This is a genomic window from Lelliottia sp. SL45, from assembly GCF_026672535.1.
GTDB classification, from domain to species: Bacteria; Pseudomonadota; Gammaproteobacteria; order Enterobacterales; family Enterobacteriaceae; genus Enterobacter; species Enterobacter nimipressuralis.
The window spans coordinates 1,547,787-1,573,835 of record NZ_JAPPRH010000003.1; the positions used below are offsets into that span (position 1 = coordinate 1,547,787).

Annotated in this window: 31 protein-coding genes; 18 read left to right on the top strand and 13 right to left on the bottom strand. The window is 52.4% G+C overall.

The window, feature by feature from the left end:
* Positions 1-91 precede the first annotated feature (91 nt).
* Positions 92-853 carry a thiol:disulfide interchange protein DsbG gene (dsbG, locus tag OVA10_RS13490; RefSeq protein ID WP_268196134.1) on the top strand — a complete coding sequence of 254 codons (762 nt, stop codon included), beginning with the start codon at positions 92-94 and terminating at the stop codon, positions 851-853.
* Between the two features lie 7 nt (positions 854-860).
* Here the strand turns inward: dsbG and OVA10_RS13495 are convergent, their stop codons facing one another.
* Positions 861-2,165 carry a glycoside hydrolase family 10 protein gene (locus OVA10_RS13495; RefSeq protein ID WP_181827891.1) on the bottom strand — a complete coding sequence of 435 codons (1,305 nt, stop codon included), beginning with the start codon at positions 2,163-2,165 and terminating at the stop codon, positions 861-863.
* A 6-nt stretch (positions 2,166-2,171) separates the two neighbouring features.
* Positions 2,172-2,459, bottom strand: a complete 288-nt coding sequence (locus tag OVA10_RS13500) for a VF530 family protein (RefSeq protein WP_268196135.1) — start codon at positions 2,457-2,459, stop codon at positions 2,172-2,174.
* Positions 2,460-2,801: 342 nt separating this feature from the next.
* Here OVA10_RS13500 and OVA10_RS13505 point away from each other — a divergent pair, with 342 nt between their 5' ends.
* The 8 genes from OVA10_RS13505 to OVA10_RS13540 all read left to right on the top strand — a co-directional run bounded on the left by OVA10_RS13505 (position 2,802) and on the right by OVA10_RS13540 (position 8,578).
* Positions 2,802-3,536, top strand: coding sequence for a replication endonuclease (locus tag OVA10_RS13505; protein WP_268196136.1), 735 nt, complete (start codon positions 2,802-2,804; stop codon positions 3,534-3,536).
* Entirely contained in the window at positions 3,536-3,781 is a 246-nt protein-coding gene (locus OVA10_RS13510; RefSeq protein ID WP_268196137.1) for a phage DNA packaging protein C, read from the top strand. The genes OVA10_RS13505 and OVA10_RS13510 overlap by 1 nt, the downstream gene beginning before the upstream one ends.
* Positions 3,778-4,236 carry an external scaffolding protein D gene (locus OVA10_RS13515; RefSeq protein WP_442787456.1) on the top strand — a complete coding sequence of 153 codons (459 nt, stop codon included), beginning with the start codon at positions 3,778-3,780 and terminating at the stop codon, positions 4,234-4,236. Before OVA10_RS13510 ends, OVA10_RS13515 begins: the two co-directional genes overlap by 4 nt.
* Positions 4,236-4,355, top strand: a complete 120-nt coding sequence (locus OVA10_RS13520; RefSeq protein ID WP_268196138.1) for a phage DNA packaging protein J — start codon at positions 4,236-4,238, stop codon at positions 4,353-4,355. Before OVA10_RS13515 ends, OVA10_RS13520 begins: the two co-directional genes overlap by 1 nt.
* Before the next feature lie 48 nt (positions 4,356-4,403).
* Complete coding sequence (locus OVA10_RS13525; RefSeq protein WP_268196139.1) at positions 4,404-5,702, top strand: major capsid protein; 1,299 nt, start codon at positions 4,404-4,406, stop codon at positions 5,700-5,702.
* A gap of 81 nt (positions 5,703-5,783) precedes the next feature.
* The gene (locus tag OVA10_RS13530; RefSeq protein WP_268196140.1) at positions 5,784-6,329 is read left to right on the top strand and encodes a hypothetical protein; all 546 of its coding nucleotides are present in this window, start codon (positions 5,784-5,786) and stop codon (positions 6,327-6,329) included.
* Between the two features lie 11 nt (positions 6,330-6,340).
* Complete coding sequence (locus tag OVA10_RS13535; RefSeq protein WP_268196141.1) at positions 6,341-7,363, top strand: hypothetical protein; 1,023 nt, start codon at positions 6,341-6,343, stop codon at positions 7,361-7,363.
* Between the two features lie 198 nt (positions 7,364-7,561).
* Positions 7,562-8,578: a replication endonuclease gene (locus OVA10_RS13540; RefSeq protein ID WP_268196142.1), complete on the top strand. Its 1,017-nt coding sequence runs from the start codon at positions 7,562-7,564 to the stop codon at positions 8,576-8,578.
* Here the strand turns inward: OVA10_RS13540 and arsH are convergent.
* Positions 8,484-9,191 (bottom strand): arsenical resistance protein ArsH, encoded by a 708-nt coding sequence (gene arsH / locus OVA10_RS13545; RefSeq protein WP_181827882.1) that lies wholly within the window; start codon positions 9,189-9,191, stop codon positions 8,484-8,486. The genes OVA10_RS13540 and arsH overlap by 95 nt on opposite strands.
* Positions 9,192-9,278: 87 nt before the next feature.
* Here arsH and OVA10_RS13550 point away from each other — a divergent pair, with 87 nt between their 5' ends.
* From OVA10_RS13550 to OVA10_RS13565, 4 genes are all read left to right on the top strand, one after another.
* Positions 9,279-9,599, top strand: a complete 321-nt coding sequence (locus tag OVA10_RS13550) for a metalloregulator ArsR/SmtB family transcription factor (protein ID WP_268196143.1) — start codon at positions 9,279-9,281, stop codon at positions 9,597-9,599.
* A gap of 45 nt (positions 9,600-9,644) precedes the next feature.
* Positions 9,645-10,934, top strand: coding sequence for an arsenic transporter (locus tag OVA10_RS13555; RefSeq protein WP_268196144.1), 1,290 nt, complete (start codon positions 9,645-9,647; stop codon positions 10,932-10,934).
* 12 nt (positions 10,935-10,946) lie between these two features.
* Positions 10,947-11,375 (top strand): glutaredoxin-dependent arsenate reductase, encoded by a 429-nt coding sequence (gene arsC / locus OVA10_RS13560; protein WP_181827880.1) that lies wholly within the window; start codon positions 10,947-10,949, stop codon positions 11,373-11,375.
* Between the two features lie 173 nt (positions 11,376-11,548).
* Positions 11,549-12,073, top strand: a complete 525-nt coding sequence (locus OVA10_RS13565; RefSeq protein ID WP_102103728.1) for a lipocalin family protein — start codon at positions 11,549-11,551, stop codon at positions 12,071-12,073.
* A gap of 96 nt (positions 12,074-12,169) precedes the next feature.
* Here the strand turns inward: OVA10_RS13565 and OVA10_RS13570 are convergent, their stop codons facing one another.
* Genes OVA10_RS13570 through budA form a run of 3 tightly spaced genes read right to left on the bottom strand, consistent with a single transcriptional unit; the run spans position 12,170 to position 15,435 of the window.
* Positions 12,170-12,940: a (S)-acetoin forming diacetyl reductase gene (locus OVA10_RS13570; protein WP_268196145.1), complete on the bottom strand. Its 771-nt coding sequence runs from the start codon at positions 12,938-12,940 to the stop codon at positions 12,170-12,172.
* Positions 12,941-12,959: 19 nt separating this feature from the next.
* The gene (gene alsS, locus OVA10_RS13575) at positions 12,960-14,639 is read right to left on the bottom strand and encodes an acetolactate synthase AlsS (RefSeq protein WP_409256711.1); all 1,680 of its coding nucleotides are present in this window, start codon (positions 14,637-14,639) and stop codon (positions 12,960-12,962) included.
* Between the two features lie 13 nt (positions 14,640-14,652).
* Complete coding sequence (budA, locus tag OVA10_RS13580) at positions 14,653-15,435, bottom strand: acetolactate decarboxylase (protein WP_268196892.1); 783 nt, start codon at positions 15,433-15,435, stop codon at positions 14,653-14,655.
* Positions 15,436-15,540: 105 nt separating this feature from the next.
* Between budA and OVA10_RS13585 the strand changes: the two genes are divergently transcribed.
* Positions 15,541-16,422, top strand: coding sequence for a LysR family transcriptional regulator (locus tag OVA10_RS13585; RefSeq protein ID WP_268196146.1), 882 nt, complete (start codon positions 15,541-15,543; stop codon positions 16,420-16,422).
* Positions 16,423-16,437: 15 nt separating this feature from the next.
* On the opposite strand, the gene OVA10_RS13590 is transcribed toward OVA10_RS13585, so the two are convergent.
* Entirely contained in the window at positions 16,438-17,772 is a 1,335-nt protein-coding gene (locus tag OVA10_RS13590; RefSeq protein ID WP_268196147.1) for an aminotransferase-like domain-containing protein, read from the bottom strand.
* A gap of 104 nt (positions 17,773-17,876) precedes the next feature.
* Here OVA10_RS13590 and OVA10_RS13595 point away from each other — a divergent pair, with 104 nt between their 5' ends.
* The gene (locus tag OVA10_RS13595) at positions 17,877-18,767 is read left to right on the top strand and encodes a DMT family transporter (RefSeq protein WP_268196148.1); all 891 of its coding nucleotides are present in this window, start codon (positions 17,877-17,879) and stop codon (positions 18,765-18,767) included.
* A gap of 38 nt (positions 18,768-18,805) precedes the next feature.
* Here the strand turns inward: OVA10_RS13595 and OVA10_RS13600 are convergent, their stop codons facing one another.
* On the bottom strand, positions 18,806-19,693 hold the full coding sequence (locus OVA10_RS13600) for a LysR substrate-binding domain-containing protein (protein WP_268196149.1): 888 nt from the start codon (positions 19,691-19,693) through the stop codon (positions 18,806-18,808).
* Between the two features lie 111 nt (positions 19,694-19,804).
* On the opposite strand from OVA10_RS13600, the gene OVA10_RS13605 reads away from it, so the two are divergent.
* Together OVA10_RS13605 and tam are read left to right on the top strand one after the other, a co-directional pair.
* Positions 19,805-20,380 carry a nuclear transport factor 2 family protein gene (locus OVA10_RS13605; protein WP_102103721.1) on the top strand — a complete coding sequence of 192 codons (576 nt, stop codon included), beginning with the start codon at positions 19,805-19,807 and terminating at the stop codon, positions 20,378-20,380.
* A gap of 57 nt (positions 20,381-20,437) precedes the next feature.
* Positions 20,438-21,196, top strand: coding sequence for a trans-aconitate 2-methyltransferase (tam, locus tag OVA10_RS13610; protein WP_268196893.1), 759 nt, complete (start codon positions 20,438-20,440; stop codon positions 21,194-21,196).
* Positions 21,197-21,202: 6 nt separating this feature from the next.
* Here the strand turns inward: tam and OVA10_RS13615 are convergent, their stop codons facing one another.
* A complete protein-coding gene (locus OVA10_RS13615; protein ID WP_102103720.1) occupies positions 21,203-21,643 on the bottom strand; it encodes a GNAT family N-acetyltransferase in 441 nt (146 codons plus the stop codon).
* Positions 21,640-22,128, bottom strand: coding sequence for a GNAT family N-acetyltransferase (locus OVA10_RS13620; RefSeq protein ID WP_181827872.1), 489 nt, complete (start codon positions 22,126-22,128; stop codon positions 21,640-21,642). The genes OVA10_RS13615 and OVA10_RS13620 overlap by 4 nt, the downstream gene beginning before the upstream one ends.
* A 96-nt stretch (positions 22,129-22,224) precedes the next feature.
* On the opposite strand from OVA10_RS13620, the gene OVA10_RS13625 reads away from it, so the two are divergent.
* The gene (locus OVA10_RS13625) at positions 22,225-22,773 is read left to right on the top strand and encodes a GNAT family N-acetyltransferase (protein WP_100780878.1); all 549 of its coding nucleotides are present in this window, start codon (positions 22,225-22,227) and stop codon (positions 22,771-22,773) included.
* A gap of 7 nt (positions 22,774-22,780) precedes the next feature.
* Here the strand turns inward: OVA10_RS13625 and OVA10_RS13630 are convergent, their stop codons facing one another.
* The 3 genes from OVA10_RS13630 to OVA10_RS13640 form a co-directional block, all read right to left on the bottom strand.
* Positions 22,781-23,695 (bottom strand): bestrophin family protein, encoded by a 915-nt coding sequence (locus OVA10_RS13630; protein ID WP_100780169.1) that lies wholly within the window; start codon positions 23,693-23,695, stop codon positions 22,781-22,783.
* Positions 23,696-23,897: 202 nt separating this feature from the next.
* Positions 23,898-25,349: a tagaturonate reductase gene (locus OVA10_RS13635; RefSeq protein ID WP_268196150.1), complete on the bottom strand. Its 1,452-nt coding sequence runs from the start codon at positions 25,347-25,349 to the stop codon at positions 23,898-23,900.
* A 116-nt stretch (positions 25,350-25,465) separates the two neighbouring features.
* Positions 25,466-25,993: a GNAT family N-acetyltransferase gene (locus OVA10_RS13640; protein ID WP_123427930.1), complete on the bottom strand. Its 528-nt coding sequence runs from the start codon at positions 25,991-25,993 to the stop codon at positions 25,466-25,468.
* Positions 25,994-26,049: the final 56 nt, after the last annotated feature.

The following is a 26,049-nucleotide window of genomic DNA, read 5'->3' on the forward strand; positions in this document are numbered from 1 at the left end:
AAAGTGACAAAGACAAAACCTTACACACCAGGTAAGGGGATATCCATCGTTATGGTCTATTATCGGTGCGTCTTCTTTTTACAGGTGTGTTATGCGCAATCTTCTTCTTATGACCACATGGTTTATTCCCGCGCTGGCCATGGCAGCCAGCGATATTCCGCCGATTGTAAAGCAGTTTGGTGAGCAGCAGGGCATTCATAATATCAAAGAAATTGATGCTCCCGGCGGAGTAAAAAGCTGGATCGGGCAGTATCAGGACATGGGCGTCACGCTGTTTATGACGCCTGACGGGAAGCATATTATCTCTGGTTATCTTTATGATGATAAAGGTAAAAACATCAGCGAAGCCTATTTCCAGAAAGAGATTTACATCCCGTTAGGCCGTCAGATGTGGGATACGCTCAACAAAACGCAGTCGTTGAAAGAGGGCGCACAGACGGCTCCCCGGAAGGTGTATGTTTTTGCCGATCCGTTCTGCCCGTACTGCAAAAAATTCTGGGCCGAAGCCCAGCCGTGGGTAAAAGCCGGGAAAGTGCAGTTAAATACGCTGCTGGTGGCGTTTTTAAATCCGAAAAGTGGCCCAAATGCGACAGCCATTCTGAATGCAGCCGATCCGGTCGCGGCGTGGAAAGAGTATGAACTCTCCGGCGGTAAAATTCTGCCGGAGCTGAAGGGCACCTCATCGCGAGAGACCTTCAATTTGCTCCAGCAGCACCAGAAATTGATGGATGAGCTGGGCGCAAACGCTACGCCCGCAATCTATTACATGAATGACCGAAACGAGTTGCAGCAGGTGGTCGGAATGCCCGATCAGAAGCAATTACTGGAAATGTTCGGTCCAAAACCCGACTAGCCGGGGTTCACGAACCCCAGCGAGTTTTGATGTAGCTGACCGCTTCCTGCGCCTGCGGCTGGTTGAGATAGTCCTCTCTGAACAGAATCGTACCGTCGATGTGCGGTACCGATTCGTTCAAATCGAGCTGTTTTTTCAGCTCCGGCACACCGCCATTAACGGTCCAGTCTGGCTCATTTTTAGATCGTTCACCCACTTTATACAGCGCGACACCAATATAAAGGCGCGTGTTGGTCGGCTTAACGACGTCTGCCCACCATTTTGCCAGCACATCATAACGCGCGGCTTTGCGTGAGAAGGGCCAATATACCTGAGGCGCAATATAATCCAGGAGACCTTGCTTCACCCAAAGACGGGTATCGGCAAAGGCTTCGTCATAGGCTGCGGCACCGGACGTTTCGGATCCTAACGGATCGTGGGAGCGATTACGCCAGACGCCCGCAGGGCTGACGCCAAATTCGACGCCGGGATTCAGCTGCTTAATCGAGCGCGAAACTTGTTCAATGAGCTGTTGGGTGTTGTGTCGGCGCCAGTCGGCTTTTGACGCAAACCCGGCGCCATATTTCTGGAACGTCTGATAGTCATTGAGCGTCGAGCCGGGCGTTTCGGTGTAGAAATAGTCATCGAACTGCACACCATCGACCGGATAACGTGAAACGACTTCGGCCACAATACTGGTGATCCAGTCGCGGGCTTCAGGAATACCCGGGTCGAGCACGTAGCGATCGCTGGCGGTGCGGATCCAGTCGCGATGCAGAACAAACACGCTGGCCGGATTGAGTGAAATCGTGCGATTCAGTTCCGCGACTGTGCTCGGTTTAGTATTGGTCGTGACCCGGTAAGGGTTAAACCAGGCGTGGACTTTCATACCGCGTTTGTGCGCTTCGTCGAGCATAAACATCAGCGGGTCGTAGCCTGGATCTTGTCCGACGTGTCCGGTGAGCGTGTCAGACCAGGGTAAAATCTTTGACGGCCACAGCGCCGTGCCATCCGGTTTGACCTGGAAAAATACCGTGTTAATACCGAGGCTTTTCAGTTTATCGAGCTTATCGGTCAGCGCTTTTTGCTGCACGCTGTTGCGGGTAGCCGGGTTGCTGATATTCACGGAGGAGACCGGCGGCCAGTCGAGACGAGACACGGTCGCAAGCCAAATGCCGCGCATCGGGCCATGGTCACGTGATTTATCAGGCAGTGGATGTTTGGTCACCGGCGGAAGCGGGGTGACTAAGGAAACCGGCGGTTTGGATGAGCAGCTGGCGAGCAGCAGCGCGAGAAGAATAAGTGCGCCAGAACGTTTAACGTGTAAGGGCATCTGATATCAACTCTTTTTCAGTCGGCTGTTAGCCCAAGGGTCATTATGAAGCGGGTCAGATTCTTCAGGTGCCGCATCGTCCAGCGAGTCCAGATACAGGGCTTCAACTTCAGCACGCGCCCAGGGAGTGCGACGCAAAAACTTCAGACTCGATTTAACGCTAGGATCGCTTTTAAAACAGTTAATGTTGATCAGTTTGCCCAACTGAACCCAACCGTAACGGGCAACCAGTGCGTTGACTTGCATTTCAAGCGTTACGCCATGCAAAGGATCTTTGGAAATATGAGCTGCCATAGTGAAGTCCGGTTTCTGCTGTGAGTCGTCAAGGAGTGCAAGGGAAGGGTACAAGAAAGTCCGGTTATCGGCAAACAATCCAGGGGCTTTTCGCATTGGCGAAGCCGACGATTATGTTCGTTATCGCGTCTCGCGTTAAGACGCAATGACCTGTTTTTGTATCACACTGTATCAACGTCTCTGATACATACACAGGCTTGCAATAAAGGCCCATTCGTACATATCCGTTATACAAACCGATGTTGTTATATCCCCGTGAATCGTACTCAATCGGAGATAAGAACATGTTCAGCAAACTTGCATACTCAACTATTAAATCTCTCATTTAACATAATATACATTATGCGTACTATGCCGCTCCTGTGCGTAGATCCAAACATTGGTCGTCGTGTTCGTGACCGTCGGCAAATCTCCGCGCTCCAATCAACTTGGCCTTACGGTTTTAATGCACCTATTGCAGTTCGCTATTCGGGTGATGCTTTCTCTCGAATTGGCTGGTTATGGCCTGTCGATAAACTTGGCAAGCCTCTCAATGCACTCCCTTACTCCGCTGTTGGCTTCTATGTAGCTAAATACGTGAATAAGAAAGTGAATCTCGACATTATCAAAAAACATACTGGAGGTAATGAATGGAACAAATCCCTAAAGGAACGCCTCGACCTGATACCGGGCAAAGTCTTCCGCGTTCGGATGTCTCGCAATTTCGGGATGCAAACCCCATCGATGGACAATCTCAGCCTGGAATCTCTCGTCCAGATGACGCGACTATCATCGAGAACCACGCCGCTGCAGCTCGTCTTGAAGCAGAACGCCAGAAGGCAATTACGCAAGAGGCTGGCCGCTCTGTCTGTAAGCGATATTTTAACGGCGCGTCCACCGACGATAAATTTACTGAAGTTTTTGCGCAATTCGATGGTCAAGACACTCGACCCCAAGCTGCTGAATTTTACATCTATCGCGACCCCACGATTGGAAAGTTCGGATATTTCTGAAGAGGTTCGCCAGTGGCTCTATGACTCCGGTCTGACGTTTGCCCAGATTGGTGTTACTCCTTCTTTTGTTGCTGGAGGCAAGTAATGAATTTTGACTTATCAAAGCCTGAATCTTTGCGGTCTTACATTATGACTATGCAAACCATGTTTATACGTTTGGCTTCAATGCGTGAATGCTTTGATGATGATAAATGGCTGATGATGGCTTCTAATATGCTTCGTTGTTGGTTTACTTATGAAACTGAACACGTTGAATATAATCAATCGCTTATTAAGTTATTAACTGAGCGTAATTTACTCCCTGCTGATTTTAAGGATTACTTTAAATGAGTGATATTGAAATGAATACCGCTGATGTACGTTATGCAACTGCATTAGCTTCTATTCGTATGGTTTCTTCTGGTGCTGTACTTGATTTGTCTGAGGATGATTATACATTCCTTACCGCTAATAAATTATGGCTTGCTACTGACCGTAATCGTGCTCGCCGTTGTATTGAGGCCGCTGTATATGGTGCACTTGATTTTGTTGGTTTCCCTCGTTTCCCAGCTCCCGCTGAATTTATTGCCGCTACAATTGCATTTTACGTTCATAATGTAAATGTACAGTCTGCTTGCGCAATTATGGATGGCTGTGAGTTTTCTGAATATATTACTCAGGATATTGAGCAGCCCGTTTCTGCTCGCCAGTTATTTTCCTTTGTTCTTCGCATTCGTGGTGGCCTTCTTCGTGAGATTGAAGGTGTTGAGCGTAATGTTAAAACTCGTCTTCAGGTTGGTGCGTAATGGCTAAAGGTCGCGGTCGTTCTAAAGGTAAAGGTCGTCGCTCACCAAACCCGCGAGCTCTTCGCGGTGAAAAAACCAAAGGCGCTCGTCTCTGGTACGTTGGTGGCTTCCAGGCTTAATAATGAAGGGGGTCTCCCCCCTTCTCAACTTGATATAAGGTTTATTATATGACTCTTGAAATGAATCAGCCATCTCGTGAATTGCTTGATTTATCGCACTTTGTATTCTCGGCCAATGATATTGGTCGTTTAAAGGTTCTTTCCACTACAGTTGTTGCGGCTGGTGATTCTTTTGAATTAGATGCCCTTGGTGCGCTTCGCCTTTCCCCGTTACGTCGTGGTATGGCTATTGATAGTAATGTCGATTTCTTTACGTTCTATGTTCCTATGCGTCATGTTTATCGTGATACCTGGACTAATTTTATGCGTGCTGGTATGGCTGCCCAGCCTTTACAGCCTGAGTCTTGCTATCCTGAAATCTGGGGTAGTTCTTTCCTTGGCGTCCACCCTTCCAAGGATTACACGCTACCTAAATATTATTATCAGTCCTATCTTCAAATCTGGAATAATTTCTTCAAGGCCCCTTGGATGCCTGATGAGGTTCGTTCTTTAGCTGACCTGGATGAGGCTACTTGTCGCGGCGGTTTGCGTTGCTGTCATTTAAAAAATATTTGGTCTGCCCCGCTTCCTCCTAATACTCAGACTCACCGTAATTATAATGTTGAGGTTAATTCTGATTTTACTGGCGCTGTGGATATTATGGGATTGCAGGCTGTTTATGCTCAATTACATACTGAGCAGGAGCGTTCCTACTTTGCAACTCGCTATCGTGATGTTGTCGAGTCCTTTGGCGGCTCTACCACTATTGATGCTGATAATCGCCCAAAATTATTAATGCGTACTAATACCTGGGCCTCTGGTTATGATGTTGATGGCACAGACCAATCTTCTCTTGGCCAGTTCTCTGGTCGTGTGCAGCAGTCGTTTCATCATACTGTCCCCCGCTTTTTCGTTCCTGAGCATGGGGTTGTTATGACGCTCTGTTTAACTCGCTTCCCTCCGACATGTACATACGAGAACCCGCTCCTCGTTAATTTGCCGTCTATTGGCTATGACATGATTGCAGCCGACCCCGCTATTGTTGGTAACTCTGTCCCTGTTGAAACTTCATATAGTTCATTATTTCATCAGGGTAATTCTTCCATTAAGTGTAAAATTGCTCATTCTCAGTGGCTTCGCTATCAAAATTCTCATGTTGATTATAATTATCATGAGCTTCAGGGATTTCCTTTCATTTCTAAGTTTCCTAATCATTCGGATTTGCAGGGTAATATACTTGTTGAGCCTCAACAATATGATAAATGTTTTCAGTCAACTCAATTAGGCCACTATTCCATTCAGTCTAAATTTAATGCTCGTGTTTATCGTAATATGCCGACTGTACGCGATTCCATTATGACTTCTTGAATTGTGATGGTCGAATATTTTAATATTCGACCTGAGCAATTGGCCCGCGGCAGCGTTTAACTAACTTTAAGGATATTTAACATGCATCAATCATTCGTTTCCAAGCATAATTACGCACAGGTTTCCAACACTACAGGTCCAACTATTGTGCCTGCTAACCCGCCTTCTATTATGAATCTGAACTTCCCTTTATCACATTTTAATACATTCGTTAATGCCCAGGTTCTCGCTGATGTTAATGGTATGGTTGGTGTTGCCGTTGCTATGCAGCTCGATACCACTACTTCAGCTATGAAGATGCAGGTCGTTTCCTACTGCTTTAACATGGCTGCTTCCTCTAACGTATATCCACTTGTTGCACTCGGTATATACGACGCACCTGTTGACCATACTGGCGTTGCTGCTAACGTTCGTTATTATCCTATCAAGTTGTCTACATATAGCGCTGGCGCTTGCTCTGCTGAGGGCGCTATCACCGTTGATACTACTCCTGTTGAAACGTCCGGCAATCAGACGTATGCTGCGCTTGTATTCTTTTTCCGTGGTGTTCAGAAGGGCAATATTGACGGATTCTTTTCAATGAATCAGGTTCTTCGTGATGTCACATTCCTTCAACCTCTTAAATAAGGTTCTTAATTATGGCTATGATGGCTGGTATTGGTTCTGCTATCGGTTCTGTTCTTGGTTCCGTTGGTAGTTCTCTTTTCGGTGGCGGTGGTTCCGCCCCCGACCCATCTGGTATTATTAGCGACGCTTCGCTTAAAAATTCCATGTCTCAACCCGTTCCTCCCGTTCCATCTCCGTCTTCTATGGCTACTGGTGTTTCCAGTACCATGCAGGGTTCTAATCCCCCTCCTCCTGGCGCAACTCCCCAGCCCACACTATCGGGCTCTCAGGCCCCCAAGGATGACTTGCTTTCTTCTACGGCTAAAAATATGGCTAATGGTCTTCTTACGTCCGGCTCTCAGGAGGCTACTAATAAAATTATGCATTCGTTATTTCATAAAAATGATGCCGCTAAAGCTGGTTCCGATGCCCGTAAATATCTTTCTAATGCGTTTCCTGAATTAAATCCATGGGAGCGCTCTGGGGCTGGCGGTACTATGTCCGGCATTCAGGAGCAGCAGTTTTCCCAGCAAAAGCAGTTAACTAAAATGCAGCTGGATAATCAAAAGGATATTGCTCAAATGGAGATGGATAATCAGCTCAAAATAGCTGGTATCGGTTCTGTGACTTCTCGTCAAAATACTGCTGACCAGGTGTATGCCCAAAATTCTATGCTAATGAATAATCAGCGTGAATCTAACGCCCGTATCATGTCTATCATTGCAAATACTGAGTTGTCACAATCTCAAAAGGAAAATGCTATTGCTAATACTTTAAAGTCCTATGCTGAAACGCATAATATAAATTTATCTGCTGACCAGATTAAGGCGCAGACTAATAATATTCTCGCTGATACTGAAAATCTTAAAGGTGCTAAATCTTGGGCTGGTAAAGTTTGGTCCGATTTTAAAAACGAGGGTCCTTCTGCACCTAAATCTGCTTTTGATATTGCCTTTCCTTACTTTGATACTTCTCCAATCGGTACTATTTACAATAAATCGGCTGACATGTTTCGTAAGGCAACTGGCGTTCATGGCCCCATGTCTCGCAAATAGTTGTTACATTTTTCTTATTGTTTTATCTTGAATTTATGATTTAAATTGCCCTCCTCTTGTGGAGGGCTTTTTTATGGCTGAGATTGCATTTACTAAATTTTTTACTGTTGTTTTTGCTGTCATTTTTTGGTATTTCGCATTGTATCTTCCATTTCGTTTGCTTAAGGCGCTTATTGGTTGGCTTGAAAGGAATTAACTATGTTTACTCAGCCCATTTCTAGTTTTGACCCTATCTTTCAACCCGCCTTTCGTGAGTTGTTGGAGCCGTTCGTTTCTGCTGTGGGCTTTTCTACCCTTGTTCAGTCTCGTTCTCTCCAGATGCATCAGCAAGTCGAGAGCCGTTTAAAGCTCCTCTACGATATCCAGGTTGAATCCTTACGCCATTTTGAAGTTATCGACGACGATTTTTATTGCGATGGCCTCAAGCTCTCTAAGCAAGCCTCTATCGATTTTTTGACCTTATCCCTCGCCTTAGCCGAAGAAATCCAAGATGTTGAAGATGTCCGCGCTCAACTTGATATAAATAACACTATAGACCACATCCCCCACGGGGACGGTGAATGGTGGCTGTTTCATGATGAATCTGTCTCTACCTACTGGCGCAAGCTGGTCACTTCCAGACCATTGAAAGAGATACGTGAGTGTTATACTTCTCTGGGCATTTCCCCGCTTCTTCCAGCCCGAAAGGATGAGGCGTCGATATACTTGGAGAAGACTACAATGATGAGTAGACGTGCTTTGACTGTTCAACGCATACTTAACGCTATGCGTATTGGTCACACTAAGGGACATTTTTTTGTATTTGACACGCTTACCCTGTCTGATGATAGGCTACAGGCGTTTTATGATAATCCTAATGCGCTTCGCGACCATTTTCGTTCGGTAGGTCGTTCAGTTTTAGAGGCTGAGGGCCGCAAGATGACTGAGAGTTTTGAGGACTGTTTTCAATACTTTTGTGTGCCAGAATACGGCAGCACTACAGGTAGACTACACTTTCACATAGTATACATTATGCGCACCAATCATATAACCACTCAAATCTACCATCCACATCAGGCTGATTATGTACAACCGGAGTTCGCTCAATCCGGTCTTTTCCGCATCCCTCTGAAATCGATTCTCAGATTTTTGCCTGATTCACTCGCGCCGACAGCGCCTGGTGATTCTCTTTTCTTTCGCTGTACCTGTCGGACAGATAACCTGCGTGTCTTTTAAGAATCAGCGTGATTTTATAAAGCTCTTCTGTGACATCCACAATTCGATCGTACCAGGCTGACGGTTTCATCCGTCCTTCTTCATCAAACTCCTGCCACGCCTTGGGCACTGACGACTGATTTGGAATGGTGAACATTCGCATCCAGCGACCAAGGATTCGCATCTGGTTGACGGTATTGAATGATTGCGAGCCTCCGCAAACCTGCATCACGGCCAGCGTTTTTCCCTGGGACGGCCGAACCGCGCCTTCACTCAGCGGTATCCAGTCAATTTGCGCTTTCATCACCGAACTCATTGCGCCATGCCTTTCGGGAGAACTCCAGACCATCCCGTCACACCATCTGACCAGCGCCCGCAGTTCGAGCACTTTCGGATGGGTTTCCGGTGCGTCGTCCGGCAATGGCAGACCCGATGGATTAAATATCTTCACGTCGGCGCCCATTTCGGTCAATAACCGCCCCGCTTCTTCTGCGGCAAACCGGCTGTAGGAACGCTCCCGAATGGATCCGTAGAGAATCAGAATGCGTGGCGGCGTTGTTGGGTCACTGCCTGAAATTTTGCTGGTGACCGTATCATCAAAGAATTGTGGTTCGATGGCGGGTAAATGTTTCATGAAATGGCTCCGTTCTTAAACGCTGTACTTTTAAAGTTAACATATATGGATTACCATATGTGTTGTCAAATCTTATCGAGGTGCAACATGCTACAGCCTGTTCAGCTTTTTAAATTACTTTCTGATGAAACCCGTTCAACGATCGTGATGTTGCTCAGGGAGTCCGGAGAGCTTTGCGTATGCGATATCTGTGCAGCAACGACAGAGTCTCAGCCCAAAATTTCACGCCATATGGCGTTATTACGTGAGGCCGGGCTGGTTTCCGATCGTCGTGAAGGGAAATGGGTGCACTATCGCCTTTCGCCACATATGCCCGCGTGGGCGGCGGCGATTATTGACTCAGCCTGGAACTGTGAGCGTGAAAACATTCGCAACACCTTCAACAACGCTTCACCGGCTGCATGCTGAAATGCGTTTACATATTCGTCTGAATAGATATGAATGGAGTGACTGATGTTATTGGCCGGTGCAATTTTTCTGCTTACCCTCGTTCTGGTTATCTGGCAACCACGGGGTCTGGGCATTGGCTGGAGCGCCATGCTGGGTGCAGGTCTGGCTTTACTGACGGGGGTCGTTCATCCCGAAGATATCCCGGTGGTCTGGCAAATCGTCTGGAACGCCACCGCCACGTTTATCGCCGTGATCATCATCAGTCTTCTTCTTGATGAGTCCGGGTTCTTTGAATGGGCCGCGCTGCATGTTGCCCGCTGGGGCAATGGCCGTGGCCGCCTGCTGTTCACCTGGATTATCCTGCTGGGTGCGATGGTGGCCGCGCTGTTCGCCAACGACGGTGCCGCGCTAATTTTGACCCCGATTGTAATCGCGATGCTCCTCGCGCTGGGTTTCAGCAAAGGCGCCACACTGGCCTTTGTCATGGCGGCCGGATTTATCGCCGATACGGCCAGCCTGCCGCTGATCGTGTCAAACCTGGTGAATATCGTGTCGGCGGATTTCTTTAAACTGGGCTTTGCGCAATATGCCGCAGTGATGGTCCCAGTCAACCTCGCAGCGATTGCTACAACATTGGTTATGCTGCATGTGTTCTTTCGCAAAGAGATTCCCGCCGTTTATGACGTCTCTCTGTTGAAGCAACCGAAAATGGCCATTCGCGATGGCGCGACCTTTAAAATGGGCTGGCTGGTTCTGGTGCTGCTGTTAGTCGGATTCTTTGGTCTCGAGCCGCTCGGCGTGCCGGTGAGCCTGGTTGCTGCCGTCGGTGCGCTGCTTCTGTTTGCCGTCGCGAAAAAAGGGCATGCCATTAATACCGGCAACGTGCTGCGTGGCGCGCCCTGGCAGATCGTGATCTTTTCGTTGGGCATGTACCTCGTGGTCTACGGTTTGCGCAATGCGGGCCTGACGCACGCCCTCTCTGCTCTGCTCAACCAACTGGCCGATCACGGTTTGTGGGCTGCGACACTCGGGACCGGATTCCTGACGGCGTTTCTCTCCTCCGTAATGAACAATATGCCAAACGTTCTGGTGGGTGCCCTGTCGATCGATGGCAGTACCGCGACCGGCGTCATCAAAGAGGCGATGATCTATGCCAACGTTATCGGTAGCGATCTGGGCCCTAAAATCACCCCGATTGGTAGCCTGGCGACGCTGCTGTGGCTACATGTTCTGGCGCAGAAAAATATGACCATCACCTGGGGATATTACTTCCGGGTCGGGATCGTCATGACCATCCCGGTGCTATTTGTGACGCTGGTCGCGCTGGCGCTTCGCCTGTCTTTCACTGTGTAATGAGGTACTGATATGAGCAACATCACTATTTACCACAACCCAGCCTGCGGCACGTCGCGAAATACCCTTGAAATGATCCGCAACAGCGGGACGGAACCCAAGATTATCCTCTATCTGGATACCCCGCCCACGCGGAAAGAGCTGGTGAAACTGATTGCAGATATGGGGATCAGGGTTCGGGCGCTGTTACGCAAAAATGTCGAACCCTATGAGCAATTAGGGTTGGCAGACGACTCTTTCAGCGATGACCAGTTGATTGATTTCATGTTACAGCACCCTATTCTCATCAACCGGCCCATTGTCGTTACCCCTATGGGGACGCGTTTATGCAGGCCATCAGAGGTGGTGCTGGATATTTTGACGGAAGAGCAGCGCGGTGCGTTCACGAAAGAAGATGGTGAACCTGTTGTGGATGAACACGGAAAACAGATCAAGAAATAATGACTGTTCAAGGAAGCGCTCAGTTTTTCAGGCCCGTAGAGAATAACCTGAGCAACCTTCGCTTTTCACCGTCAGCCGTCTTATCAGGAAATACTCAATTTTTTGTGATAATCATTCTGACCTGTTGTTTACACTACACTTAACTCCCGGTTACTAAAAAGAAAGGAGTTCACATGAAACTATGGCCTGTGATGACGGGTATCGCTGTGGCGCTCACGCTGGTTGCATGTAAATCACCGACCCCACCAAAGGGCGTGAAACCTGTCAGCGACTTTAACGCCAGCCGTTACCTCGGTAAATGGTATGAAATCGCGCGCCTGGAAAACCGCTTTGAAAAAGGGATGGAACAGGTTACAGCGACGTACGGTCTGCGTAGCGACGGGGGGATTACCGTACTCAACCGTGGATATGATCCGATTAAGAACAGGTGGAAAGAAAGTGAAGGGAAAGCGTACTTCACCGGAGCGCCCACCACTGCAGCGCTGAAAGTCTCGTTCTTTGGCCCGTTTTACGGCGGCTATAACGTGATTAAACTGGATAAGGATTACCAGCACGCACTGGTCAGCGGCCCAAATCGCGACTATTTATGGATCCTCTCTCGCTCAACAACCCTTCCAGAGACGGTCAAGCAGGACTTCCTCGCGACGGCGCGTGAGCTGGGCTTCCCGGTGGAACAACTGGTCTGGGTCAAGCATTAAGGATTAGCAGATAGCGGGCGACAGAGAAAACCGCGCATAAAAAAAAGCCCCTGCAATGATGCAGGGGAAACACATGTCAGAGCTTATCGTTATTTTTTAGTTAAACACCATTCCGCCGTCAATCAGCAAAGACTGACCGGTCATGTAGTTAGAATCAGGCCCTGCGAGGTAAGAGACGCAGGCGGCGACATCTTCCGGTTCGGACAAGCGGCCAAGCGTGATGCGTTTGGCGAAGGTTTCAGTGCCGTAGCCCGCCGGTTTGCCTGCGGCATCGGAAATCTGACGGTCAATCTCTTCCCACATCGGCGTTTTCACAATACCCGGGCAGTAGGCGTTAACGGTGATGCCGAGCGGAGCCAGGTCTCGCGCGGCGGTCTGCGTTAAGCCGCGTACGGCAAATTTGCTGGAACTGTAGACCGCCAGTTCAGGATTTCCCGTATGGCCCGCCTGGGAGCAGGCGTTGATGATCTTACCGCCGTGCCCCTCTTTGCGAAAAGCGTCAATCGCGGCCTGAATCCCCCAGATCACCCCTTTCACGTTGATGTTATAAACCCTGTCGACAATCTCAGGCGTGATCGACTCGATAGGCGTAGACGGCGCGATCCCGGCGTTATTGACGATCACATCGAAGCCACCCAGCGCCGTTCGGGCTTTCTCTACTGCCGCAAACACCTGCTCACGGTTCGATACATCCACCTTCACGGCAATGGCTTTGCCACCGTTACGGATGATTTCATCGGCGACGGCTTTTGCTGTTTCGCCGTTGTAATCGGCAATAGCAACCGCAAAACCGTCCTTCACCAGGCGAAGCGCAATCGCTTTACCAATTCCCTGACCGGAGCCTGTTACGAGAGCAACTTTATGCATGTTTTTGTCCTTAAGTAGTTCACAAAATCTGACTGAGATGGAGCTGGCCCATCAGCAGCGGGTTGTCGCTATAGTCGACGGGAATGGCCACCACGGCAGGGCCGTCGACCTCCATCGCCGCACGTAGCGTGGGTTCCAGCGCGTCGGCACTCTCCACGGCAAAGCCTTTCGCGCCAAACGCATCGGCATAGGCTTTGAAATCCACCGGGCCGAAGTTCACGCCGGAAAGGCGCTGGTATTTTTTCTCTTCCTGGATAGCCACCATGTTGTAGCCGTTATCAACCCAGATAATGTGCAGAATGTTGGCTTTGAGGCGCACGGCGGTTTCCAGCTCCATGCTCGACTGCAGGAATCCCCCGTCACCGGACACCGAGACGACTTTGCGGCCAGGGTTGACCAGCCAGGCGCCAATCGCCCACGGCAGCGCAACGCCCATGGTCTGCTGACCGTTTGAAATCATCACCTGACGCGCGCGGAAGCTGTAGAGATAGCGGGCAATCCAGATGTGGAAACTGCCCATGTCGACGGTGAGCGTCACGTCGTTGTTAACGATGTCCTGCATGGCACGCACGATGCGCAGCGGATGCAGGGCAAACTGGTTAAGCGATGCGCCACGTCTGTCGAGCAAGTCACGCTGATGTCGGCGATCGAGGAGAACTTCAGTGGCGCGCGGGCTCAGCTCCAGCGTATGGCTGATCCGGCTGGCGAGCCGGTTTAGCGTGCCGGCAATATCCCCGACCAGTTCGAGGTCCGGAACGTAGTTACGCTCTTCATAGGCCGGAAGTACATCAATATGCACCAGAGTGGCGTCGCCGCTATTCCACATAGACGGCTCGTATTCCACCGGGCTGTATCCCACGCAAATAATCAGATCCGCCAGATGTAACAGCCTGTCGCCCGCCTGATTATTAAACAGGCCGACGCGTCCGGCGAAGCGGGTGAAGTGCTGTTGATTCACGGCTCCGGCCGCCTGATAGGTGCTGGTGACAGGAATACCGCTTTTCTCCAGTAGCGTATGCAGCGCCGCGCTGTTCGCGGGCTGGCTGGCCATCAGGCCCAGCAAAATGACCGGATTTTTGGCGTTTTCGATGAGCTTCGCGACGTCATTAATCGCCGCGTCAGGGGCCGGGCCCATGAGTGCCGATGTGCTGGCAGGCAAAATCGCGCCGGTGGCCGGCAGATCGACAATATCCTGCGGCAGGCTTACAAACGCCCCGCCCGGTCTGCCCTGCTCAGCGGCGCGAAAGGCATTGGATACCACCTCGGCAATGGCATCCGAAGAACTCACCTCCACGGCGTATTTGGTGACCGGGCTGAACATGCTGACGGTGTCCATGCTCTGATGGACCAGCTTGGCTTTATCTGCCCGTTTCACAGCCCCGCCCAGGGCAACAACGGGGTCACCTTCGCTGTTGGCCGTGGCGATACCGGTGATCAGGTTCGAACAGCCCGGACCGGAGGTGACAAGCGCCACACCGGCTTTACCGGTCAATCGCCCTACCGCTGCCGCCATAAACGCCGCATTCGCCTCGTGACGCACGGGAATGATGTTGATGGAAGAATCCAGCAGTGAATCAAAGACTTTATCGATTTTTGCGCCGGGAATACCAAAAACCTGTTTCACGCCCTGCGCTTCCAGCTGGCCGACGATCATATCGGCACCATGCGCCCACTGACGAGCCTGTTTATCACTGTTCACGATGATTCTCCTGTTAGTTTTCGACGGAACGGATCGCTGCATCGAGGTCGCCCGGGTGGAGATTAGCCTGCAAAAATGCGCTGTCGGCAGGCAGGTCAATCATCAGCTTGTGAATTTCACCGAACGTGAGTACGCCCTGCTCGAGCTGGTAATCGAGCAGATGCCCGCCGCCGCCCTGACGATCGTCAGTGATGAAGTGTTCGTGATAACCCGCCACGTTAATCCCCTGCATATGCTGCGGGGTACGGAATCCGACCAGAACCCCCTTGCGCTGGTTAAAACGGAACACCGGCTGGTCGTCGAGCACGTCGGTCATCGCGCGATAAGGCGGCGTCTGGCGAGGAACGGTACGGGTGTGTACGTGGCGGAAGTTGCCGTCGATACGCAGCGCGCAAAACAGATTATCCGATGGAATTTGCTGGTCTATCACGTCATGGATCTGCTGGCGGCTGACCGGTTCATCAAATGTTTTCTTATATTGCGGCTGGAACCAGGTCATCACGGCAAACGGTGTTTTTTGCTCCGGCTTTGCCGCGCGGGCGCTACCATCGGCACGCAGCTGGTAGACCTGGCTGCTAAAGGCAATCATTTCGCCATCCAGCTCGTTGAACGTGCCGAGGCCAAAATCGCCGTGCGAGAGCAGGCTGGCGATGGTGGTCTCCCCTTCATATACGCCGCTCAACAGGGCGCTCATTAGCGATGTCTGATAGATCACGTTGTCAGGGTGTTGCGCCGAGAATCCTCTAAGGGTTTCGCACAAACTCGCCTCACAATCGCATGCAGATGAATGCGTCATCATGCGTTTCCTCTTCAACTTTATTTATAAAGGTTAAATAAATGTTGACCCGATTCAGCAGAGAGTTCCAATATAGAAAGCATGCGGGTTTGAGACGTTTTTGATATGGAACTTCGTTATCTACGGTATTTTGTTGCGGTTGCGCGCGAACGACACTTCACCAAAGCGGCTAAAGCACTGGGGATGTCGCAGCCTCCCCTGAGCCAGCAGATCAAGCGGCTCGAGGAGGAAGTGGGCACCCCGCTGTTCAGGCGCCTGACGCGGGGCGTGGAACTCACCGAGGCGGGAGAAGCCTTCTATGAGGACGCCTGCAAAATCCTCGCGATGAGCGATGCCGCGCTGGAGAAAGCCAGGGGCATTGCGCGCGGGCTTAGCGGGAATTTGTCGATTGGGATCACCAGTTCAGATGCGTTTCATCCGCAGATCTTTGCGCTGATTCATCAGTATCAGCTTCAGAACCCGGCGGTGACGGTTCACCAGGTCGAAGCCAATATGTCCTCGCTGATGACGATGCTGGCAGAGGGGGAACTGGATATCGCCTTTGTGCGTTTACCGTGCGAGAGCAGCAAGCAATTTGAGCTGAAGTTACTCGACCGGGAACCGATGGTGGTGGCGTTACACCGTACGCATCCCCTTTCGGCGTGCGACGCGCTGGCGCTAGACCAGCTTCGGGATACGCCGATGATTTTATTCCCGCAGGAGGTTGCGCCAGCCCTGTTCGAGCGCGTTTACGGCTGCTGCGAGCGGGCCGGAATTGATATGCACCATACGCTGCAATCCTCGCAGCTTTCGTCCTCCCTGAGCATGGTCGCCGCAGGGGGCGGGTTCGCCCTGGTGCCACAGTCGATGGCCGCCATTTCGCCGACCGATGTGACCTATCATGCCCTGACCACACCGGAACTCTTTACGGATATCGCCCTCTGCTGGCGTCGTTTCGAACGCTCGCGGACGGTGAAACGTTTGTTAGGGATGCTGAAAGTGGATTGAGTTCCGGTATTCTGTTCAGCGGCTTTGCTCTAACGCTATCGCTTCACGCACTTTGACCAGTGCGGTGCGCAGATGCTCAATCGACACCGACCCCAGCGCGATGCGGATGGCCTGAGGGATGGTCTGCGCCGTACAGAACGGCTCAGCCGTTGAAACGGAGATATGGTTGTCCATCAGATCTTTTACCACCCGGTCGGCGCGCGCCTCTTCAGCCAGGGGAAGCCAGGCGAAATAGGAATTTGGATGAGTAATGCACGCCAGCTCGCCTAAGGAGTCCCTGAGTACCGCCTGCCGTTCGCGCGCATCGCGTCTTTTCAGCGTTTCAAAACGCGACACCGTACCGTCCTGAATCCAGTTACACACCAGGGTTGTCATGATGGATGGCGTATTCCAGCTGGTCGCCCGGACCGCGCGTTCCAGGGCCGGACGGTACGATTCAGGGCAAATCACCGCGCCCACCCGTAGCCCGGTTGCCACGTTCTTTGAAAATCCGGTGACGTAAACCGTGCGTTCCGGTGCATAAACCGCGACCGGCGGCGGTGGCCTGCCAATCAAATAGGCATACGCTGTGTCTTCAATAATGATGAGATCGTGGGCGCGGGCAATCCCGGCCAGCACTTGTCGCTGCTCGCGATTCATCACCCAGCCCAAAGGGTTGTGCAACGTGGGCATGGTGTACACCGCCCTAACAGGGCGTTTTTGGCAAATCTGCTGTAACGCGTTCAGGTCCGGGCCGTCAGCCAGCGACGGGACGGGGATCAGCTCCAGATGATATAACGTGGCCAGCGCTTTAAAACCGGAATAGGTCAACGCGTCCACGGCCACTACATCGCCGGGGCGCAGCAGCCCCATCACCGTGACGGTCAATCCGTGCTGGGCGCCATTGACGATGACGACATTGTCCGGCGCAGGGCGAAATCCCTGACAGGAGAAATGCCCGGCAATAATCTCGCGATCGGTCAGCCTCCCGGCATGGGGCTGATAGCGCAAGTGCGATTCGATATCACCGGCGTTCGATACTTGGCGTAACGCCTCGCGCAGCAGCTCTCCCTGCCCCGCTAACGCGGGATAGTTAAAGTTCAAATCCAGCACATCAGATGCCACGGCCTGTTGATCGACCCCGTGGCCGTGAGGAAGAGAAATCTCGCGGACAAACGTCCCTCGCCCGGTTTCGCCACTCACCAGCCCCATCGCTTCCAGCTCCGTATAGACGCGGGTCGCCGTCGCCAGGGAGATTTTTTCCCGCTGTGACAGATGGCGGTGGGTCGGCAGCCGGGTGCCAGGCGTGAGCGTCCCCGCCCGAATCAACGCTGCGAAGGTATCCACTATCGCTTTATACCGGGCTTTCATCGAATGTATCCATGACAATTTTTTGATTGTATCGGATTCATGAGACTACCATCGGCTTCACAGATGCTCAAGCCTGCGGGCGTGATGAAAATAAAGAGGTATATGTGGTCAATTCCGTAGTGCATAAAACGGATTCCAACGCGATGTCCGGCTGGCTGAACGGGCTGCTGGGCGTCATCATTTTCAGCGGTTCGCTACCCGCCACTCGTGTGGCGGTGCTGGATATGAATCCATTTTTCCTGACGTTCCTGCGGGCATCCATTGCCGGTCTTTTTGCCATGATGCTGATCGTCGGGTTTAAGGAAAAACGCCCGCAGTTGTCGCACATTTTGCCTCTCGTCGTGGTCGCGCTTGGGGTGGTGATCGGCTTTCCTCTACTGACGGCGCTGGCGCTTCAGCATGTCACCTCGGCGCACTCGATTGTTTTTCTCGGCCTGATGCCGCTCAGCACCGCGATTTTTGGCGTGCTGCGCGGCGGTGAACGGCCCAAAAAAGCCTTCTGGATGTTCTCTGTGCTGGGCAGCGTTCTGGTGATGGGCTTTGCCCTCTCACAAAGCGCGGCAGTTTCTCTTGTTGGCGATCTGCTGATGCTCGCTGCGGTGATCGTCTGCGGTCTGGGTTATGCCGAAGGCGCCAGGCTGACCCGTGTGCTCGGAGGCTGGCAGGTTATCAGCTGGGCGCTGTTGATTTCTCTGCCCTTTATGCTGACGGCCACAGTAATGACCCAGCCGGCCTCCTTCAGCCACATCGGATATTCCGCCTGGCTGGCGCTGGGATACGTCTCTCTTTTCAGCATGCTGATTGGCTTTATTTTCTGGTACAAAGGGCTTGCGCAGGGCGGGATCGCTGCCGTCGGTCAGCTGCAGTTGTTACAGCCGTTCTTCGGCCTGGGGCTGTCGGCGACGCTCCTGCACGAAAGCGTCAGTCCGTTGATGATCGTTATCACCGCAGGCGTCATTCTGTGCGTCATCGGTTCGCGGAAATGGGGCAAATGACGCGCTCCAGAATGTCCATGATGGAGGCATGGGACAGATCAACGAGCCGCGCCCTGTGCCGCTAACGACAGAAATGCGTTCACCGCGCCGCTTGTCTCCGTGTCACGGCTAATCAGCAGCAAATTGGCCGTTAACGCCGGGGCATTCAGACGGCGATAAACCAGGCCGGGAATATTCACCTGCTGCAGCGGTGCGGGAACCAGCGCAAGCCCCATTCCGGCGGCAGCGTGGGCCAGGACGCTCAGGGTGCTGTCAGAAAGGTGTGCGATCTGCAGCCTGCTTTGCAGCTGCTGGCTCAGCATGAGATACAGATTTTCATGCGTATCATGGGCGTCGTAGAGGATCAGCGGCTGCCCGGCAAGCATCTCGACGGTGAAGAGCGGACGCTCAGCCAGCGGATGTTCGTCCGACAATGCCACCAGAATGTCCCAGTCCCCTATCCTCTGCACTCTGATTCCGGCGGTCAGGGTTTTGCTGTGATCCGGCGTGTAGCCGATATCCTGCCGCCCGGCGAGAATGGCTTCCACCTGCTGCTGCGCCGGGACCTCCTGCAAAATCATCTCCACATCCGGATAGCGTTGGCGAAAATGACGCAAATCACGCATCAGTTTCCCGCTAAATACGGCATTCCCGGCAAACCCGATTCGCACCGTGCCGGTCTCTCCGCGCAGGGATCGCGCAACGGCGTGTCGGGCAAACTCGGCCTGCTCCAGCGTGCGTCGTGCCTCGGTCTGGAACAGTTTTCCCGCTTCGGTCAGCTCGACGCTTCGGCTGGTCCGAACCAACAACGCGCCGCCGAGTTCCTCCTCCAGCGCACGGATCTGCATACTCAACGCCGGCTGGACGATGTTCAGGCTCTGAGCGGCGCGGCCAAAATGCTTCTCTTCCGCCACGGCCAGAAAATAGCGTAACTGGCGTAAATCCATGTCGCACCTCCAGCAATCATTAAATCTGATTAATCTGTCATTTTATAGTATTGGATGTTATCGAACGCAGGGTGAATACTCCATGCATCTTTCATTAGCGGAGCACGAAAAATGGAAAACAGAACTGAAGATCGCCTGCAGATTACCGACCTGATCAACGGCTGGATCCACCGGGATTTGAACGAATGGGAACAGCTGCGTTCACTCTTTCACCCTGACGGCACTATCGAAGTCACCTGGTTTGAAGGGCTTTTCGGTGATTTTGTGACGGGTTCAGAGCGTATGGGGGCATCGGATATCCGCACCAAACATCTGATGGGCAGCCCGATTATTACCTTCAAGGGTGACAAAGCGATCGTGGAAACGAACGCCATTATTATCGCCGAAAACGTCAAACTGAACGTGGGCTGCAACGGACATAACCGTTTCTACGACCTGATGGAGAAACGCGACGGCGTCTGGAAATTGTTCCATCGTCAGAGCATTTACGACATGGGCACCTTTACGTTCCCGATGGGAATGGTGGAGATAGACGCGACGACTGCCGAGAAATACCCGCGTGAATACGCCGCTCTCGCCTACGTGCTGGAGAAGAGTGGGTTCCCGGTTAAACGTGTTTTTGCCACGCGCGGCAGTGAATTAGAGCGAAAAATGAAAGCTGACGGCCAGGCCTGGTTAAACGCCTGAACATAACCATCGCCAATCATCTACACTTGCTGAAACCCGCAAACTGGAGATGCGATGATGGCCGACTGGAACCCTTCTTTATATCTGCAATACGGCGCGGAACGCACCCGTCCCGCCGCCGAACTGCTGGCAAGAGTGGCGCTGAACGAGGTGACGGATGTGCTGGATTTGGGCTGTGGCCCGGCAAACAGCACCGCACTTTTGCATCAGCGCTGGCCATCGGCACACATTGTTGGCGTGGATAATTCACCGGCCATGCTGGAACAGGCGCGGGTGGCGTTGCCCGAATGCCAGTTTATTGAAGCCAATATTCAAACCTATCGTCCCGCGCATTCGGTTGATCTTATCTATGCCAACGCGTCCCTGCAGTGGATTTCCGATCACTACGAGCTGCTCCCGCACCTGGTTTCTCTGCTCAAAATGAACGGCGTGCTGGCGATTCAGATGCCTGATAATCGCGATGAGCCATCGCACGTTTTGATGCGTGAAGTGGCTTATGAGCAAGGTTTCCCGGACCGCAGCCGCGATCCGCTGCCCGGCGTTCATGCCTATTTTGATATTTTGACGGACGCGGGTTGCGACGTGGATATCTGGCGCACCACCTACTATCACAAGATGAGTTCGCATCAGGCGATCGTTGACTGGGTGAGTGCCACCGGATTGCGCCCCTGGTTGCAGGAGCTGAGCGAACATGAGCAGCGGAACTATCTGGATCGCTATCTTGAACTTCTGGAGCAGCAGTATCCGCTGCAGGAAAACGGGCAGATTTTGCTGGCTTTCCCGCGCCTGTTTATCGTTGCGCGTCGTGAACCTTAAAAGAACTTAAAGCGACAGGCGATAACGTACAAAATCGTCCGCTTCACTAAACTTGTCATACAGTTTTCGCGCAGGGTTGTTTTGACGCGTCACCCAGTACAGCGTTGACCACCCTTCGCGCTTTCCTTCCGCCTGGAGGGCCTCTATCAGCGCCTTTCCGGCACCGCTCCCACGCACATTTGCATCGACAAACAGATCTTCCAGATAGCATACGGGCGCGGTTGAAAATGTCCCTTCATGCAGCACACACAGGGCGAAACCCACGACTTTCCCGTCCATTTCCGCGACCCGACAGAGCAGTGCAGAATGCGGGCTCAGCGCCCTTTCCCATGTCGACGCGGTCACGGACTCATCGAGTTTGCATTCGTAAAACGCCGTGTAGCCATCCCACAGCGGCCGCCAGTCGGCATAATCCTCTGCACGCAACGCCCTTACGGTTATCGTCATAGGGTCTCCTCGCCGGTTAAATCGATCGTCATGTGAATACAACGCAGCTGCGCATCGGCCATTCTTGAATAATGAAATCCCTCGCTAACGGTTACAAAGCCTTGTTTCTGATAGAAAGTCTGCGCGTTGGGCGTTGAGGAGAGCGTTAATTGCGAAATACCGCGTGCGCGTGCCTCTGCTTTAATCGCCGCGATGATCCGCCCCGCCAGCCCTTTTCCGGCTGCGTCGGGGACGGTAAAGATCGCTTCCACGCTGCTGGCGGCCAGATCGAGATAGCCGCTTGCCACGATTTCTCCCTTCTCATCGTCGACCACGTAAAAGGGATTATCGATTATCACCTGACGGTAACTTTCCGGCATTGCCTCCGGCGTCCAGCGGGCGATCACGTCACTATCATAGCTACTCTGGCAGCCTGCACGGATAGCCAGATTGCGAACGAGCCAGAGTCTCTCGGCCTCTTCCGGTGCGGCCAGTCTTAACGTCATATTTTCCTCGGCTATTCAGTCACAGCAGAATGTGGTAATCATGAAAATAGCAGAAGGCAAACAAAAACATAACGACAAATAATGGAGATCCGAATCGTGAAAACGCCCACGTTAACCACTGAACGTCTGTTACTCAAACCGCTGGAAGCGGAAGATGCGCTGCAAATCCAGACATTATATCCGCGCTGGGAGATCGTGCGTTATATGGTGGCGAGCGTACCCTGGCCCTATCCGTCCGATGGCGCAGAAACATACGTGAACAACGTCGCCCTGCCGGATGTGGAAAATGGCGTGGCGTGGTTCTGGACGATTCGTTGCAAAGACAACCCCGATCAGCTGATTGGCCTGATCTGCCTGTACGACGTCGAGGATAACAATCGGGGATTCTGGCTGGCACCCGAATGGCAGGGTCAGGGCTATATGCGCGAAGCGAGCATTGCCGCGACGGACTTCTGGTTTAATACGCTGAACAAACCGCTTCTGCGTGCGCCAAAAGCCGCCGTCAATCAGCGCTCTCAGCGGATCTCTACCAGCAGTGGAATGCGCCTGGTAAGAACGGAAAAGAAAGCCTATGTCAGCGGCGAGCTGGATTCGGAGTTATGGGAAATCACCCGAGAGGAGTGGAACGCCTTGCAGCGTTCCTGAATGTTCATTACGTGAGCTGGTAATGCTTGTCCGGTAAGACGCGGGCGGGGATTTCCGGCTCATCGTTCATTTGCAGCAGATCGATCTCCATCGCATTGCAGATGGCATCCAGCGGCAGGTCGTTATTTTCCACGCCGAAGGGTTCTTCCAGCTCTTCAGCCAGCGCATCGAGGGAGATAAAGGTGTAAGAGATCAGCACCGAGACAAACGGCGTCATGTAGTGCAGATCGACCACCAGGGCGAACGGCAGCATAATGCAGAACAGATAGACCGTGCGGTGCAGAATCAGGGTGTAGGCAAACGGCACCGGCGTATTGGCAATCCGCTCGCATCCGGCTAACACCACGGACATGTCGTTCAGACGATTGTTGAGGCTGTGGAACAGAATATCTGACAGCTGCCCTTCCCGACGGCGCACCGCCAGCCACTCGCCCATGATCAGCAAAATACGGTTCGACGGCGAGTTTGAATCCATCACCGCGCGTAAATGTGACGCAGAAAGATAGCGTGAAAGCTGCTCCGCCTGCGGCTGGCGTCTGAGCGTCATGCGCAGGCAATGGGCGAAGGCGATCTGCAGACGCACGAACTCGCTGAGATGCGGATCGTCCGGGAGCGTGTTTTTCACCTCGCGAAATAGCGAGCGTGACGCTATCATCAGTTGCCCCCAAAGCTGGCGAGCCTCAACGTAGCGCGAATAACAGGCGTTATTGCGAAACCCGAGGAAGATAGCGATCGCCACGCCGAGAATGCTAAACGGCGCAACGGTCAGTTTGATCCCAAGGGAAGAGTACCAGGGTAACATCACGATAACAGCGATGGATAACAGGAAGTTAAGGAACAACCGGGTAAAGATTTTAGACAGGACGGAGCCGTGCCAGACAAAAATCAGGCGCAGCCAGTGCTGTTGAGGACGAACAATCATAGTCAGCTTCAGGTCAATAAAGAGCGCGACTATTAAACGTGATCGCCGTCACGGTTGCAAGCTTGTTACAGGATTGCTGCCCCTTTTTAACTGCGAGACAAAAAGCGCACGATGCCGAAGTGTGTTATAAAAAAACGGTGCATATAGTATGTTGTAACTAACGATGCTTTAAATAAAACCCGGCCGGAGCCGGGCGAGAGGATTAGCAGAGCGGTTTCACTGCCGCGCGCATCCCCTTCAGAAGAATCGCATCCAGATCGAGCGTAACCTGTTCTACCAATCCGCTCACTTTCGTCAGATCCTGCTCCCAGTGCTCGCTCACGCTGAGAACCGCTTTCACCAGTTCGCTGGTGCTGATCTGCTTGTCATGATGCTGCGCCCACAGCTGCTGATAGCGCTCCAGCCAGTGCAGATCGTCCTGCACCGGATAGTGTTCACCCTCACGCTCTGCACGATAAAACGCGATCAACGCGGCCAGCGCAAAGGTGAGACGCGCAGGTAATTTCCCGGTCGCCTTCTGCCCTGCCAGCAGCTGCGGCAGGATACGGGTACGGTATTTTGTCATCCCGTTCAGGGCAATCGACAGCAGCTGGTGTTTAATGTACGGGTTACGGAAACGCCCTGTCACCGCGCTGGCGAAGGATTCCAGCTCATCTTTTGGTAAATCCAGCACCGGGATGATCTCCTGGTAGATGGCCTTTTCCACAAATGCGCAGATTTCTGCGTCATTCATCGCGTCGCCGACGGTGTCCAGCCCCGCCTGGAAGGCCACCGGAACCAGTGCCGTGTGCGCGCCGTTAAGGATTGCGACTTTGCGCTCTTTATACGGTTTGATGTCGTCCACAATCAGGACGTTAAGCGGGAATTTATCGAGGCGCAGTTCGGCGGCCAGAGATTTAGGCCCCTGAATCACAAACAGATAGAAGTGTTCAGCGGTATCGAGGAAGCCATCGTGGTAGCCCAGTTCCGTTTCAAGCGCGGCCACTTCGTCACGCGGGTAGCCGGTGACAATGCGGTCCACGAGGGTGGAGCAGAAACTGTTGGCATCAACCAGCCACTGGGTGAATGCCGCTGGCAGCGCCCACTCCTGGGCATATTTCAGCACCAGTTCACGCAGCGCATCGCCGTTATAATCAATCAGTTCGCACGGAATAATCACCCAGCCTTTGTCGGCCGCGCCGTTGAAATGGCTGAAACGTTCGAACAGTAAACGGGTGAGTTTTGCCGGATAACTCACGGCAGGCGCATCGTCGAATTTGTCGTCGGCGTGATAGCTGATGCCCGCTTCGGTAGTGTTGGAGAACACAAAGCGCATATCCGGATTGTGTGCGAGTTTAAGGAATTCGTCGTACTGGCTGTAGACACTGATTTCGCGATTTACGGAACGGATCAGACGCGCGTCGCTCACAGCCTCGCCCTTCTCATTCAGGCCGCGAATGATCGTGGTGTACAGACCATCCTGAGTGCTCAGTGAAGGTGGGAAATCGCTCTGGATAGGACGAACAATCACCACCCCGGAATTCAGATCGGTGTGCTCATTCAGCAGGTCGATCTGCCAGTCGATGAACGCACGTAAAAAGTTACCTTCACCAAACTGGATGATACGTTCAGGATAGAGAGCACCGGGAAAATCACGACGATTGAGTGTGTTCACAAGGGGTTCCTTTTTAAATTAGTCATACAGCCCGATAAGATTGGTCCAATAACTTATCAAACTTTTCGACCATGAAACCCTGTTTTGATCAATTCATAAAGCAATTGTGAAAAATATTATAAAAACTTATAGAACACCGATGTCGCCGTCATTTCGCCGTCCGGCATCAGGGCGTAGCGCGGGATCTCACCGACCTTTTGCCAGCCCGCACGCTGATAGAACGTCTCAGCACCGCTGCCCGAAGCCGTATCCAGTACCAACACGGTTTTACCCTCTTCCACAGCCACCGCTTCCAGGGCTTCCATTAAGCGCATCGCCACACCGCGACGGCGGGCTTTTTCGTGGACCAGCAGCTTGGCTACATCCGCGCGGTGCGGCTGGTTCTCCGGTTGATCGGTGATGAGCTGCACGGTACCCAAAAATTCGCCACCTTCGTCTCGACAGGCCAGCACGGTGCGCTCCCGGCGGGCCACGCTTTCCGCCACGCCAAGCCAGAACTGACGCGCTTTTTCAGCCGAAAAAGGTAGCATAAAGCTCACCGACGCCCCGCCGTTAACGCAGTTTTCGAGGATGTCAGCCAGTGAGTCGAGATGCGAGAGAATATCGTCACGTGAAAGGGTGTGAATGTGCAGAGAGGCGGTCATGGGATTTCCTTGTGAAGAGACCGCCTCAGATTGCCTTTAACAATTATTTAACGCAA

Coding starts and splice junctions, on each gene's coding strand:
- dsbG (WP_268196134.1), top strand. CDS start 92: ATGCGCAATCTTCTTCTTATGACCACATGGTTTATTCCCGCGCTGGCC.
- OVA10_RS13495 (WP_181827891.1), bottom strand. CDS start 2,165: ATGCCCTTACACGTTAAACGTTCTGGCGCACTTATTCTTCTCGCGCTG.
- OVA10_RS13500 (WP_268196135.1), bottom strand. CDS start 2,459: ATGGCAGCTCATATTTCCAAAGATCCTTTGCATGGCGTAACGCTTGAA.
- OVA10_RS13505 (WP_268196136.1), top strand. CDS start 2,802: ATGCGTACTATGCCGCTCCTGTGCGTAGATCCAAACATTGGTCGTCGT.
- OVA10_RS13510 (WP_268196137.1), top strand. CDS start 3,536: ATGAATTTTGACTTATCAAAGCCTGAATCTTTGCGGTCTTACATTATG.
- OVA10_RS13515 (WP_442787456.1), top strand. CDS start 3,778: ATGAGTGATATTGAAATGAATACCGCTGATGTACGTTATGCAACTGCA.
- OVA10_RS13520 (WP_268196138.1), top strand. CDS start 4,236: ATGGCTAAAGGTCGCGGTCGTTCTAAAGGTAAAGGTCGTCGCTCACCA.
- OVA10_RS13525 (WP_268196139.1), top strand. CDS start 4,404: ATGACTCTTGAAATGAATCAGCCATCTCGTGAATTGCTTGATTTATCG.
- OVA10_RS13530 (WP_268196140.1), top strand. CDS start 5,784: ATGCATCAATCATTCGTTTCCAAGCATAATTACGCACAGGTTTCCAAC.
- OVA10_RS13535 (WP_268196141.1), top strand. CDS start 6,341: ATGGCTATGATGGCTGGTATTGGTTCTGCTATCGGTTCTGTTCTTGGT.
- OVA10_RS13540 (WP_268196142.1), top strand. CDS start 7,562: ATGTTTACTCAGCCCATTTCTAGTTTTGACCCTATCTTTCAACCCGCC.
- arsH (WP_181827882.1), bottom strand. CDS start 9,191: ATGAAACATTTACCCGCCATCGAACCACAATTCTTTGATGATACGGTC.
- OVA10_RS13550 (WP_268196143.1), top strand. CDS start 9,279: ATGCTACAGCCTGTTCAGCTTTTTAAATTACTTTCTGATGAAACCCGT.
- OVA10_RS13555 (WP_268196144.1), top strand. CDS start 9,645: ATGTTATTGGCCGGTGCAATTTTTCTGCTTACCCTCGTTCTGGTTATC.
- arsC (WP_181827880.1), top strand. CDS start 10,947: ATGAGCAACATCACTATTTACCACAACCCAGCCTGCGGCACGTCGCGA.
- OVA10_RS13565 (WP_102103728.1), top strand. CDS start 11,549: ATGAAACTATGGCCTGTGATGACGGGTATCGCTGTGGCGCTCACGCTG.
- OVA10_RS13570 (WP_268196145.1), bottom strand. CDS start 12,940: ATGCATAAAGTTGCTCTCGTAACAGGCTCCGGTCAGGGAATTGGTAAA.
- budA (WP_268196892.1), bottom strand. CDS start 15,435: ATGACGCATTCATCTGCATGCGATTGTGAGGCGAGTTTGTGCGAAACC.
- OVA10_RS13585 (WP_268196146.1), top strand. CDS start 15,541: ATGGAACTTCGTTATCTACGGTATTTTGTTGCGGTTGCGCGCGAACGA.
- OVA10_RS13590 (WP_268196147.1), bottom strand. CDS start 17,772: ATGAAAGCCCGGTATAAAGCGATAGTGGATACCTTCGCAGCGTTGATT.
- OVA10_RS13600 (WP_268196149.1), bottom strand. CDS start 19,693: ATGGATTTACGCCAGTTACGCTATTTTCTGGCCGTGGCGGAAGAGAAG.
- OVA10_RS13605 (WP_102103721.1), top strand. CDS start 19,805: ATGGAAAACAGAACTGAAGATCGCCTGCAGATTACCGACCTGATCAAC.
- tam (WP_268196893.1), top strand. CDS start 20,438: ATGGCCGACTGGAACCCTTCTTTATATCTGCAATACGGCGCGGAACGC.
- OVA10_RS13615 (WP_102103720.1), bottom strand. CDS start 21,643: ATGACGATAACCGTAAGGGCGTTGCGTGCAGAGGATTATGCCGACTGG.
- OVA10_RS13620 (WP_181827872.1), bottom strand. CDS start 22,128: ATGACGTTAAGACTGGCCGCACCGGAAGAGGCCGAGAGACTCTGGCTC.
- OVA10_RS13630 (WP_100780169.1), bottom strand. CDS start 23,695: ATGATTGTTCGTCCTCAACAGCACTGGCTGCGCCTGATTTTTGTCTGG.
- OVA10_RS13640 (WP_123427930.1), bottom strand. CDS start 25,993: ATGACCGCCTCTCTGCACATTCACACCCTTTCACGTGACGATATTCTC.